Here is a 12,476-nt window from a genome sequence, read left to right as displayed (position 1 = left end):
AGCGAAGAGGGCAGATGGGGTTCATCTCAAGACGTGGGCTGCGGGCACTCGCAGCGGGGCTGGTCTTTTCGCTTTTGTGCACGGCCGGAAGCGTTCTTGCGCCCGATCGCGCCGAAGCCGGCTCGCCCGTCATCACCTGGCGGCTTGAAAACCCGTTCCGCTTCTTCACCGACCCTCATGATACCGAAGCCCATCGCGCCACCTATCGCGCATTGGGCCCGTCGGAACGCTCCACCCCGGTCTTGTCTGGCGAGCACGCGCTGCAAAGCGGCGACCGCGACGGCTGGGCCGCATCGATGTTCGGCAAGACGTGTTGGAACAACAATCGCTTCAAATGCGATGCCTACGACGATTACATCAACCCGTCGAACCATGCCGTCATCGTTCAGGTGACGGGCGTAGATGATGCATCCTCGCTTTCATGCAGATGGCTGACGGCACCGCGTGGCGACGCCAAGAATCCTCGTGGCGACGCCATCACCCAACCGTGCAACGAGCCGGCGCGCTTCGTCGTTCCGTATCCTGGCGGCATGATGGTCACCGTCGAAATCGGCGGCCGCGAGATTGCGAAGCAGCTGATCAAGGTTCGCGACATTCTGATTGCCGGCATGGGAGACAGCTTTGCTTCTGGCGAGGGCAATCCTGATCGCGCCGTCCGCTTTTCCCGCGAGCGCTCGTCGGATTACAGCACTGTCGGATTCTACAGCGGGCTCACTGGATATCCTTCGCGCATCGGCCCTTGGCGCGATCTCGGCGATAAGGCCTTCATCAAGGAGAATGCGCGCTGGCTCGATCAGGCCTGCCACCGCTCGCTCTATTCCGAGCAGTTGCGGACAGCGTTGCAACTTGCCATCGAAGACCCGCACCGCGCCGTAACGTTCGTCGGCGTGTCGTGCGCGGGCGCCGAAATCACCGACGGATTGTTTCTGCGCTACAAGGGCAACGAATGGGTGCCGAACCCGCCGCGCCTTTCTCAGATATCGGCGGTCGCCGAAGCGCAGTGCGGAAACAACCAGACGCAGACTCTCGATCTGCCTGAAGCCTATCACATGAACGGGACCATTCCCGAACTGCAGAACATCATTCTACGCAAGTGCCCGCAGGATGACGCGCGCAAAATCGACCTCGTCTTGCTCTCCATCGGCGGCAACGACATCGGCTTCTCGCGGCTTTTGGCGAATGCCGTCCTCTCCAACGAATCCCTGCTGCGCGAGCTTGGTGGCTGGCTTGGCCAAGTGCACGGCGAGGCGGAGGCGTCCGCTGAGCTCAGTACGTTGGGCGTGCGCTATAAGTCACTCAATCGCGCCATACACAGCATTCTGTACGTGCCCTGGCAGGAGAGCGACCGCATTTTGCTCGTCGCCTATCCGGGCCTCGCCCTCGAAGGTGACGGCAGCCAGATGTGCGCCAGCGGCAACTCCGGCATGGAAGTCGTGCCCGACTTCCAGTTGGACCGGACCAAATTGAAGCTCGGCACTTGGTTTGCCGACAAACTGCACCGGCTCATGCGCGACAGCGCCTTCGAGTTCGGCTGGACATTCGTCGAAACGCACCGCCGCGCCTTCATCGGCCGGGGCATATGCGCGGGCTTGAGCGTCGAAGGCGTGAGCGAGGTCGACGACCTTAGGCTTCCGCGCAAGATCGACGGCGCATGGTCGCCCTACAACCCGGCCGATTATCAGCCCTATGCCGCACGGCAGCGCTGGTTCCGTACCCCGAACGATGCGTTCATGACGGGCAATTTCCACGTTGCCGCCGGTTTGCTGACGAAGGTTCTGCGCATCGAGCCTTTCGCACCGTTCCAGCTCATCCTGGCATCGACGTACTCGGGCGCCTTCCATCCGACCGCCGAAGGCCAGGCCGCAATCGCCGACGCTGTCGTCGACAAAGCGCGCGGCGTGCTGGCGAAATACGGTGCGGGGCCGGATGCCGACCCGGCAGGCTACACCGTGCCGTCCCCCGACGACGTGCCGCCGCCCGCCGTCGCCGAACCCAATGCGCAAATCCCGGACATCAATTCGGTGTTGGCTAAGCAGCCCGCCATCGGGAACGGCGCGACGAGCGCATTGCCGGCGAAGCCCTCGGGCCCGCTCAACGCCCTGCCTGCTGCGGGGCCAGCGGACCCCGATGACGCGGACACGCCTTCCGGCGGCCCGACCGTCGGCGTGACGTCCGGCCCGGAAGACCAAACGCCTTCGGAAGCCGTCGTCGGACGGCCCCCGACGGAGACAGCAGTCGTTCCGGCATCGTCTCCGCCGCCGCCCGCACCAGCGGGTACGCCCATCGAGATCCGTCCGCTCAATCGCAGCACGCAGCCGACGGTATCTGAACCGGCGCCAGCAGCCCCACCGGCAACGCAAACGCCGCCGGCTGACGCGCCGTTCACGCCGCAACGGTTTGCACCGGCTTCCGGCGGCACGACCGGCGCACAATAAAATCCCTAGGCGGACCGTTTCGCCGGCGTCGCATCGCCGAGCCAGACCGCGAGATCGGCAAGCGCGCGGCGCGACATCGCCCGCTTCTTTTCCCGCCCGCGCTCCGGCCCCTTGAGCCGCTGACCCTTTTGGTCGTGCGTCGGGTTAACGTCGAGATCGGGAAGCAAACCGTAGTTGATGTTCATCGGCTGGAATGATCGCGCGGCGCCACGCTCGGCATCGTCGCTGACAATATGTCCGCCGGTGATGTGATTGAGGAGCGCGCCGAGCGCCGTCGTCGCGGGTGGCGCAACTGAAGCGGCACCCGTCGCATCCGCCGCTGCAAAGCGGCCCGAAAGCAAACCGATCGCTGCACTCTCGATATAACCCTCGACGCCGGTGATCTGCCCCGCAAAGCGCAGGCGCGGCATCGCCTTGAGCCGCAGCGAACGATCCAGCAGCTTCGGCGAATTAAGATACGTATTGCGATGAAGGCCGCCGAGCCGTGCGAATTCCGCGTTCTGCAAACCCGGGATCATCCGGAAGACGCGCACCTGTTCGGCGTGCTTCAATTTCGTCTGGAAGCCAACCATGTTCCAGAGCGTGCCGAGCGCATTGTCCTGGCGAAGCTGAACGACCGCATGTGGCCAGCGTCCCGTGCGCGGATCATCGAGCCCGACTGGCTTCATTGGCCCATAGCGAAGCGTCTCGCGGCCGCGCTCCGCCATGACCTCGACGGGCAAACAGCCGTCGAAGTAGGGCGTGGACGCTTCCCATTCCTTGAACGACGTCTTCTCACCCGCGAGAAGTGCATCGATGAACGCCTCGTATTCGTCTTTCGTCATCGGGCAATTGAGATAATCGGCGCCGGTTCCCGCTGGTCCCGCCTTGTCGTAACGCGACTGGAACCACGCAATCGACGTGTCGATGGAATCGCGATGAATGACCGGCGCAATCGCATCGAAGAACGCGAGCGAGTCTTCGCCCGTCAGCGTCGCGAGCGCTGCACTCAGTGCCGGTGACGTCAACGGTCCCGTCGCAACGATGACGTTCGTCCAATCTTCGGGCGGTAGGCCGTCGAGCTCGCCGCGCACGATCGTGATCAGCGGATTTGCCGAAATGCGCGCCGTTACTTCCGCCGAGAAGGCATCGCGATCGACGGCGAGAGCGCCGCCGGCCGGCAGCTTGTGCTGATCCGCAGCCGCCATGATGAGCGAACCCGCACGGCGAAGTTCCTCATGCAGCAAGCCGACGGCGTTGTTCTCCCAATCATCTGAGCGGAATGAGTTGGAGCAGACGAGCTCAGCGAAGCCGTCGGTCTTGTGCGCTTCCGTGGAGCGAACCGGCCGCATCTCGTGCAGCACGACGGGCGTGCCAGTCGCCGCGATTTGGTGTGCCGCCTCCGAGCCCGCGAGCCCGGCGCCAATGACGTGAACGGCGGATGTCTTAACGATATGCACGGCGGCTCCACAGCCTGGGAACGAAGTTCCGGTGAAAATTTTGAAGCGAATTGGCCCGGTGCCGATTGGCGATGTGCACGCGGCACCTCAGTGGCCTATCGGTCGCTATTTAAGCGGGGCCGCCGGGGCTTGCAACGAGTTATGCCGCTGCCGCTGCTTTCGCTCGCGATTGCGGGCCTGCGACGAGCGTCTAAGCCGATTTTAACCCGTGAAATAATCCCACGTCAGCTTCGCGTTGAGCGCGATGATTGTCACCGCGATGATGCCCGCCGCGGCCGTCAGCCAGCGCGGCGAGACGAGATCGCCAAGCTTTTTGCGGCTCGCCGTGAACTGCACGAGCGGCACGATTGCGAAGGGAAGCTGCAGGCTCAGCACGACTTGCGAAAGGATCAACAGCTTTGCCGTTTCCGCCTCACCATAGAAGAGGGTGACGCCAGCCGCCGGCAAGAGCGCGACGGAACGCGTAATGAGCCGCCGCTGCCAGGCTGGCAGCCTGATGTGCAGAAAGCCTTCCATGACCGTCTGGCCGGCGAGCGTCGCCGTAACGGTCGAGTTCATGCCGCAGCACAGAAGCGCGATGCCGAAAAGCGTCGGCGCGATCGCCGATCCAAGCAGTGGATGCAGCAGAGACTGCGCTTGTCCGAGTTCCACCACCTCCGTGTTTCCCGATTTATAGAACGTGGCGGCGGCGAGGATCAGGATCGACGCGTTGATCAGCAGCGCAAAGCACAGCGCGACGGTCGAGTCGATCGTCGCGAATTTCAAAGCTTCTCGCTTCTCTTTCGTCGAAGTACCGAAAGCGCGCGTCTGGACGATGGCCGAATGCAGGTAGAGATTATGCGGCATCACGGTCGCGCCGATGATGCCAAGCGCCAAATAGAGCATCTCGGGATTGCGCACGATGTCCGTCGTTGGCGCGAAGCCGCGAATGACGGCGCCCCATTCCGGATCCGCGAGTGCGATCTGAACGGAAAAGCAGATGGCGATGACGCCGAGCATGGCGATGATGAAAGCCTCAAGGTACCGGAAGCCGAGCCGCTGCAAAAGCAGCACGACGAAAACGTCGAGGGCCGTCAGCAGAACGCCGATCTCGAGTGGAATCCCGAACAGAAGATTGAGGCCGATGGCCGTGCCGATGACTTCCGCTACGTCCGTCGCGATGATTGCAATTTCGGCCAGAAGCCAGAGCGGGAAGGCGGCCCATTTGGGATAGCCGTCGCGGCACGCCTGCGCCAGATCGCGTCCGGAGCCGATGGCGAGACGCGCGCAGAGTGATTGCAGAATGACCGCCATGACGTTCGACAGAAGCGCGACGAACAGCAGCGCGTAACCGAATTTCGATCCGCCGGCGATCGACGTCGCCCAATTGCCGGGATCCATATAGCCGACCGCGACGAGGTAGCCGGGGCCGAAAAACGCAGCGAGACGTCGCCAGTAACTCGCATGGTCCTGAACCCGAACGGTCCGGAAGACTTCGCCCAGCGAGCGTTCCTCCACGGGTTTCCGCCAGCTGCCGTCGGCTGCCCTGGCAGCTTCGGCGGGAGGGGCTACGGTTCCCGTGCGGGCATCCATAAAGTCACCTTTTGCAAATGACAATCATTCGCAACTAGAGTGCTTGAGAAGCGGGCGCGCGTCAAGAACGGCGGCGGCCCGATTGCTGTGACAAATGTGGTTACCGCCGAAATTGGGATAAATCGCGAGATCAGGGGGAATGCGGCGGCATCACGGTGCTGCCGCGGTCTAGCCAACGCCGTGCCCGCGTGGTCCACCATAAGCCGCATGAAGCAGCGATTCCGCCGGTGATGCCCGAAATGTGGTCCCCCTATAAAAACCGTCTGAGGCGCGACCTCGAGCGCTGGCAGTCCAATGGATGGGTCAGCGGTGAGGGTCGGGCAGCAATCCTTGCCGACGTCGAGAGCAGTGGGCGTGAAGTGGGGCTCGCCCCGGCGCTCGGAATTCTCGCCAGCGTCCTCTTCGGGTTCGCCGCGATTTCGTTCGTTGCCGCGCACTGGGAGGACATGCCCCGGCTCGGGCGCCTCCTGTTGCTACTCGCCACCATCTGGGCGGGCTATGGCGCCGCCGGGTGGCTTGGGGCGCGCGGCCACCCTCTGTTCGCAGATGCCGCGATACTGTTCTCAGCCGGAATGTTCGGCGCCAGCATCATGCTGATCAGCCAGATGTACAACATCAGCGGCAATCCGTCGGACGGCGTTTTGATGTGGTGGGTCGGGACGCTTTTCGCCGGTGCGATGCTGCGATCCAATCCGGCACTCGCCCTCGCGATGGTTCTCGTCTGCGTCTGGTCGTTCTTCGAAACGTCGGAGAAGAACGGTGTCCATTGGGCATTCCTCATCGGGTGGGCGCTCGTCACGGCCGCCTTCATTTGGCAACGCTGGCGTCCCGGCCTTCATCTTTCCGCACTCGCATTGGCGATGTTCGTGATCTCGCTCGGCTATCAGCTGAGCGGCGGCCATCAGCATGGTCTCGTTGCCGTCATTGGCGGCCTCGCCGCCGCGGCCGCCGTCGCGATGGAAAAGCTGCAACCGGACCTCGATGCAAAGCTCGATCACATCGCCGCCCCGCTCTTTTCGTACGCGCTCGCCGTCGCCTTCGCCGGACTTTTTGCGCGGCAATTCCTGGTAGTGCCGCCGCTCGGCGATCTTATCGCCCTGGCCGTGGTAGCGCTCGCACTGATCCTCGCCGCTATCGCCTACGCCTTGTCGACCGGTAACCGCGGCGCGCTTTGGATCGGCTACATCGCCTTCTCTGCCGAGATCCTCGCGCTGTACAGCGTCACGGTCGGTTCCATTCTCGGAACATCGCTGTTCTTCCTGGTTGCGGCGATCATCGTTTCACTCCTTGCGTATGTGGCATTGCGCTTGGCCAGGCGGAGCGCAGGTGCAGGGCGTCCGGCATGATCAGCAAACAAAAATGGGTCTGGCCGCTGCTTGCGGTCGTGGCGATCGCCCAATCGGCGGCGCTCTTCGACATGGTCTACGCGCGCGATCGCCTTCTGAAGTCGGGTCAGGAAATCACGCTGGCCGTAAAGCCACTCGATCCGCGCGACATCTTTCGCGGTGACTACGTGACGCTCGGCTATGACATCAGCACGCTCACGAAGTCGACCACGGAAACGGATCCCGACTTCACCGGCTTTTCGGTTGGCGCACCGGCTTATGTCACGCTGGCCTTGGGCTCGGACGGCAAGTGGACCGAAACGCATGTCGGCAACCGGTACCCATCCAAAGTCGCGCCCGGAGAGGCCGTGATCAAGGGACGGGTCAAATCGGCCTGGCAGGACGGAAACACCGCAGTAACCCGCATAATCGTCCGCTACGGCATCGAAAACTACTTCGTTCCCGAAGGCACGGGCCGCGTCTTGGAGGACAAGGTCAGATCGCATGAGATTAAGGCGATCGTCGCGGTTGCCGCCGACGGCACGGCAGCCCTCAAAGGCCTGATCGTCGACGGTGAGCGGCACGAAGACCCACCGCTTCTTTGAGGCTTCAGGCGGGCCCGGCCACCTGCTATGAGGCGGCCGGATAAAAAACCGGAAATGGAGACCTCAAGTGACCGTCACCCGCTATGAAACTTCACCCGTCTATTCGAAGGTCACCGAGGCCAACGGCTTCGTGTTTACCGCAGGCGTCATCCCGACGGATCTTTCCAAGGACGTTGAAGGCCAGACCGCCGAAGTTCTGACCGAGATCGACCGCCTGTTGGCGCTCGCCGGCACGGACAAGACGAAAGTTCTGCAGGCGACCGTCTGGCTCAACGACATCCGCCACCGCGACGGCATGAACAAAGCCTGGAGCGCATGGCTCGATGGCAAGGGCGCACCGGCACGCGCCTGCGTCGAAGCCAAGGTCATCGATCCGAGGATGCTCGTCGAGATCTCGGTCGTGGCGGTCAAGTAAACTCCACGTCCAGATTCGAAATTGCCGAAGCGCGATTGAAGTATTTGCGCTTCGGTAACAACCTGTGCCCCGATTGCCTCTCGCGTGGAAATTCCTTTCCCGTCCGCTTGAAAAGCTATCGAGGAGCACCGCTGAATCTGCGAAATACGCGACGGGGGGTCTGCCCTCGATTGTCTTCGGAGACGGGAAAAAATGATTCGCTTCGGATGGATGAGGCCGGCGCTCGCCGTGGCCGCGCTTTTTGCCTGCGCCGCTCCTGCGTTCGCTGACGACACGGGCGTAGCGGCAATTCACGAACAGCGGCGCGAGGGCGGTCGCACCTGCTTCGTCGACCATTACCACTATGGCTCGAGTGCTGGACAGTCGTCGAAGAAGGCCGCTCTTGCTGTCGGCATTAAATCTTGGGCCGATTTTACCGATTTCGAATATGGCTCGGACTGGGCGCACTGGGGCCGCGCATCGAGCAAGAGCGTGAAGTGCTCTCAAGCCGGCCCCGGCGGTTCGTGGAGCTGCGATATCAGCGCCAGACCCTGCCGCTAGAGACGTAAGATTTTCGGGATCTAAGAAGGCCGCGCTTTCGAGCCGGCCTTTTTTCTTGTTTTCCGAACGAGGATCGCGGCGTCAGCCCCGGCCAAGTGCGCGCGCGAGCACGCGTCGCACGATCGAAACGATCCAGCGAAGAAGAAACAGCTTGATCATCGTGCCGACGACGCCGCTGTTCGAGCCGAGGAGGTTCCCGAGGATCGAACGGATGACGCTTTCGAGGGAGCCGCCATCGGGGCCCGGAACCTGCTGACCACCGCGCCGAACGATATCGGGAAGCCGGCTGTACGGATTATCGTCGTCAGGCTCGGACGCGGGACCGGGATAACGGCCACGCCGCCCAAGACCCGGAATGTCGTCGTCCGGAACCGGAAGAGGGCTGCCGCCGTCGATCGGGCGCGATGGTCCGGGCGTTTTATCCGGTCCACTCCCTTCGAAAGGCGGCCGGTCATTCGGCTTCGAGTAGGTGTTTCCCCCGATAGGCGGAAACGTGTCGCCCGGCATGGGCAACGGGCTTCCGCCTGCGCCGGAAAACCCCGGAATGGTGCTCGCGACCTTTGCAATCGCGGGGCCTGATTGCCTTTGCAGCTCACCGATCACCAAGGTCGCGACCACGGGCAGAAGCTTTTGGACGGTCGGCGCGTCGACTCCGGAGCTCGATGCCGTTCGCGCAGCGATCCCGCGGCTCACATGCTTGTTGCCGATCAGCACATTGAGGATCTGATCACCGTTCGCGACAAGCTCTGGCGAGGTGAAACCCGCGCTGTCGGCCGGTGTCCGGGTCGCGCCTGGAGCCGTAACGAGAGAAACCACATCGGCCACGCCGCCGCGCGAGAGCATGGAGCGTTGAATGCGCGCCTGCAGTTCATCCGTGAGTGATTGAACAGCGCGTTGCGCGCTTTGCTCGTCGATGCCGTAGGCGCCGGCAATTTTTCCAATGAGTTCTTGTCCCGACGCACTCCGGAAGCTGTCATCAATGGTCACGCCGGTCTCCGGTGATTGTCGAAGTCAGACCTGAACTTACTAGCATGGCGGCAAGCGACTGCCAGCCATCCGGATACGTATCCGCCATACAAGTTACTGCCATATCGTGCATCGAGAGCACAGGTGCTCGCAATTTCACTGGTGCGAAGAAGGTACAGTGATACACGCGAAACCGCACAGGCACGTTCCGCGTTCGGAATGCGCTGGGTCTACGTCCGGAGAAGACGTCCGGGGGAGAATGACCCATCTGGGAGAGAGCAATGCGAAAGCTTGTAATGTCGTTGTCCGTGCTCGCCGGACTTCTGTTCGCGGGAGCGGCCCCAGCATCCGCCAATGCGGCTGCTGGTCTAACCGCTATGCAAATTCAGGTCGACAAGTCTCCGGGCCTCGTCACTGAGGCCCGCTATCATCGTGGGTGGCACCGCGGATGGCGCCATCATCGCCGCTGGGGTCGCGGTTTGTATTTCGGATTTGGGTGGCCCTACTACTACGGCTACTATCCTCGCCATCGCTACTACTATGATGACGACGACTATTACGGCGGCCCGTATTACGGGTACTATGGTGGCTACAGGCACCGTCACTGGCGCCATCACGGCTGGGGCCACCGTGGCTGGGGTCATCGTGGCTGGGGCGGCCGTCACCATGGCTGGGGCCACCACGGACATGGCGGTCATCACCGCCGTTAGAATTGGCCTAAATTCAAATACGTGACTTTCGAGCGGTCCGCGCAGGAACATCTGCCCGGACCGCTTTTTTGCGCGTGTTAGGTGCTCGTCCGAGTTGCAACACTGCGACACTTTTGGCATGGTCCGCCGCGGCTCTCCGCCGACGACGCAATAAGGAGAGAGGAAAAAGAAATGCCGGGGGCGGGATAGCTGTTTCGGCAGCGCCTGAAAGCACCTGGAATGCGGGCCCGATCAAACGGGCCTCGATAGGAAGCGTGCCAAAAGGGACCACTCAATGAGCAATATACTTTGGGGGATCATCGCCTGCGGGGCGTTATCGATCCTCTATGCATTCGTGACAGCCAAATCCGTGCTGAGTGCCGACCAGGGCAATGCCCGGATGCAGGAAATCGCGGCAGCTGTCCGCGAAGGCGCACAGGCATATCTCAACAGACAGTACCGCACGATCGGCATCGTCGGCGTCGTCATCTTCATTTTGGCATGGCTGCTTCTTGGGCCCCTTCAGGCCGTCGGATTTTTGATCGGCGCAGTTCTCTCGGGCCTCGCCGGCTTCATCGGCATGAACGTCTCGGTCCGCGCCAACCTTCGAACCGCCCAGGCGGCAACCGTCTCGCTCGCCAAGGGTCTCGACATCGCCTTCAAGGCCGGTGCGATCACTGGCCTTTTAGTTGCGGGATTGGCGCTGCTCGGCGTCGCTGCATACTACGCGTTTCTGACGCTCGGCCTTGGCAAGGAAGCCGGTAGCCGGGACGTCGTCGACGCGCTCGTCGCGCTGGGCTTTGGCGCCTCGCTCATCTCGATCTTCGCCCGTCTCGGCGGAGGCATCTTCACGAAAGGTGCGGACGTCGGCGGCGATCTCGTCGGCAAGGTCGAAGCTGGCATCCCCGAGGACGATCCGCGTAACCCCGCAACCATCGCCGACAACGTCGGCGATAATGTCGGCGACTGCGCGGGCATGGCGGCGGACCTTTTTGAAACCTATGCCGTGACCGTCGTCGCGACGATGGTCTTGGCCGCCATCTTCTTTGCCGGCCAGCCGAACCTCGCGGCCCTGATGCTCTATCCGCTCGCCATTTGCGCGGCCTGCATCGTGACCTCGATCGTCGGCACCTATTTCGTGAAGCTCGGCACCAACGGTTCGATCATGGGCGCTCTCTATCGCGGCGTGATCGCATCGGCGGTTCTGTCGATCCTCGGCCTCTACGTCGCCACCCAGTACGTGCTCGGCGGTTTCGGAGATGTCGGCACGGCAGCCGGACAGACGATCTCGGGTTGGAACCTGTTCCTCTGCGGTCTCGTCGGCCTCGCGCTGACCGGCCTCATCGTCTGGATCACCGAATATTACACCGGCATCGGCTATCGCCCGGTGAAGTCGATCAGCCAGGCGTCAGTCACAGGCCACGGCACCAACGTGATCCAGGGTCTTGCAGTCTCGCTCGAAGCCACTGCCCTCCCGACGATCGCCATCGTTGCGGCCATCATCGCGACCTACAAGCTCGGCGGCCTCTTCGGCACGGCGATCGCAACGACGACGATGCTCGGCCTCGCCGGCATGATCGTCGCGCTCGATGCCTTCGGTCCGGTGACGGACAACGCCGGCGGCATCGCCGAGATGGCCGGCCTGCCGAAGGAAGTGCGCCGTTCGACCGACGCGCTCGACGCGGTAGGCAACACGACGAAGGCCGTCACGAAAGGCTACGCGATCGGCTCCGCCGGTCTCGGCGCCCTCGTGCTCTTCGCCGCCTACAATTACGACCTGCAGCACTTCATCGCCGAGGGCAATGCTCCCGGCGCGACGGGCTACCAGTTCTTCAAGGACGTGCAGGTGAACTTCGGCCTCGACAACCCCTACGTCGTGGCTGGCCTTCTGCTCGGCGGTCTCATCCCGTTCCTGTTCGGCGGCCTCGCCATGACGGCTGTCGGCCGGGCGGCGGGCTCGATCGTCGAAGAGGTGCGCCGTCAGTTCAAGGCTAACCCCGGCATCATGAAGGGCACGTCCAAGCCGGACTACGCACGCGCCGTCGACCTGCTGACACGTGCGGCGATCAAGGAAATGATCGTACCGTCGCTGCTGCCGGTTCTCTCGCCGATCGTGCTGTTCATCGTCGTCAACGCCATCGCAGGCAAAGGCGCGGCATTCTCCGCCGTCGGAGCGATGCTGTTGGGCGTGATCGTCACCGGCATCTTCGTCGCGATCTCGATGACATCGGGCGGCGGCGCCTGGGACAACGCCAAGAAGAGCTTCGAGGACGGTTTCGTCGACAAGGACGGCGTCAAGCACGTCAAAGGCTCGGAGGCCCACAAGGCGTCCGTTACCGGCGATACCGTCGGCGATCCCTATAAGGATACGGCGGGTCCGGCCGTCAACCCGGCGATCAAGATCACCAACATCGTGGCGCTGCTGCTGCTCGCAGTGCTTGCCCACTGGTGATCGGCAACTGAGTTCAAAACGTCGAAGGCCTCGGAGTG

General features: G+C 62.7%; 10 protein-coding genes. 7 read left to right on the top strand and 3 right to left on the bottom strand.

The window, feature by feature from the left end:
* Positions 1-14 precede the first annotated feature (14 nt).
* A complete protein-coding gene (locus AB4Z24_RS10315; protein WP_441708043.1) occupies positions 15-2,435 on the top strand; it encodes a hypothetical protein in 2,421 nt (806 codons plus the stop codon).
* Between the two features lie 5 nt (positions 2,436-2,440).
* On the opposite strand, the gene trmFO is transcribed toward AB4Z24_RS10315, so the two are convergent.
* Positions 2,441-3,874, bottom strand: coding sequence for a methylenetetrahydrofolate--tRNA-(uracil(54)-C(5))-methyltransferase (FADH(2)-oxidizing) TrmFO (gene trmFO / locus AB4Z24_RS10310; protein WP_441708042.1), 1,434 nt, complete (start codon positions 3,872-3,874; stop codon positions 2,441-2,443).
* A gap of 201 nt (positions 3,875-4,075) precedes the next feature.
* Positions 4,076-5,446, bottom strand: a complete 1,371-nt coding sequence (locus tag AB4Z24_RS10305; RefSeq protein ID WP_441708040.1) for an Nramp family divalent metal transporter — start codon at positions 5,444-5,446, stop codon at positions 4,076-4,078.
* A 239-nt stretch (positions 5,447-5,685) separates the two neighbouring features.
* Here AB4Z24_RS10305 and AB4Z24_RS10300 point away from each other — a divergent pair, with 239 nt between their 5' ends.
* From AB4Z24_RS10300 to AB4Z24_RS10285, 4 genes are all read left to right on the top strand, one after another.
* Complete coding sequence (locus tag AB4Z24_RS10300) at positions 5,686-6,792, top strand: DUF2157 domain-containing protein (RefSeq protein ID WP_441708038.1); 1,107 nt, start codon at positions 5,686-5,688, stop codon at positions 6,790-6,792.
* A complete protein-coding gene (locus AB4Z24_RS10295; protein ID WP_441708036.1) occupies positions 6,789-7,376 on the top strand; it encodes a GDYXXLXY domain-containing protein in 588 nt (195 codons plus the stop codon). Before AB4Z24_RS10300 ends, AB4Z24_RS10295 begins: the two co-directional genes overlap by 4 nt.
* A 67-nt stretch (positions 7,377-7,443) precedes the next feature.
* A complete protein-coding gene (locus tag AB4Z24_RS10290) occupies positions 7,444-7,791 on the top strand; it encodes a RidA family protein (RefSeq protein WP_290991035.1) in 348 nt (115 codons plus the stop codon).
* A 192-nt stretch (positions 7,792-7,983) separates the two neighbouring features.
* Complete coding sequence (locus tag AB4Z24_RS10285) at positions 7,984-8,331, top strand: hypothetical protein (protein ID WP_441708034.1); 348 nt, start codon at positions 7,984-7,986, stop codon at positions 8,329-8,331.
* 81 nt (positions 8,332-8,412) lie between these two features.
* On the opposite strand, the gene AB4Z24_RS10280 is transcribed toward AB4Z24_RS10285, so the two are convergent.
* Positions 8,413-9,318: a DUF937 domain-containing protein gene (locus AB4Z24_RS10280; RefSeq protein WP_441708032.1), complete on the bottom strand. Its 906-nt coding sequence runs from the start codon at positions 9,316-9,318 to the stop codon at positions 8,413-8,415.
* 260 nt (positions 9,319-9,578) lie between these two features.
* Here AB4Z24_RS10280 and AB4Z24_RS10275 point away from each other — a divergent pair, with 260 nt between their 5' ends.
* Entirely contained in the window at positions 9,579-10,007 is a 429-nt protein-coding gene (locus AB4Z24_RS10275; protein ID WP_441708030.1) for a VrrB protein, read from the top strand.
* Between the two features lie 274 nt (positions 10,008-10,281).
* On the top strand, positions 10,282-12,438 hold the full coding sequence (locus tag AB4Z24_RS10270; protein WP_441708028.1) for a sodium-translocating pyrophosphatase: 2,157 nt from the start codon (positions 10,282-10,284) through the stop codon (positions 12,436-12,438).
* Positions 12,439-12,476 lie beyond the last annotated feature (38 nt).

Source organism: Hyphomicrobium sp. 2TAF46, assembly GCF_052114865.1.
GTDB lineage: Bacteria > Pseudomonadota > Alphaproteobacteria > Rhizobiales > Hyphomicrobiaceae > Hyphomicrobium_B.
This window is presented reverse-complemented; position numbering and strand designations above follow the sequence as displayed.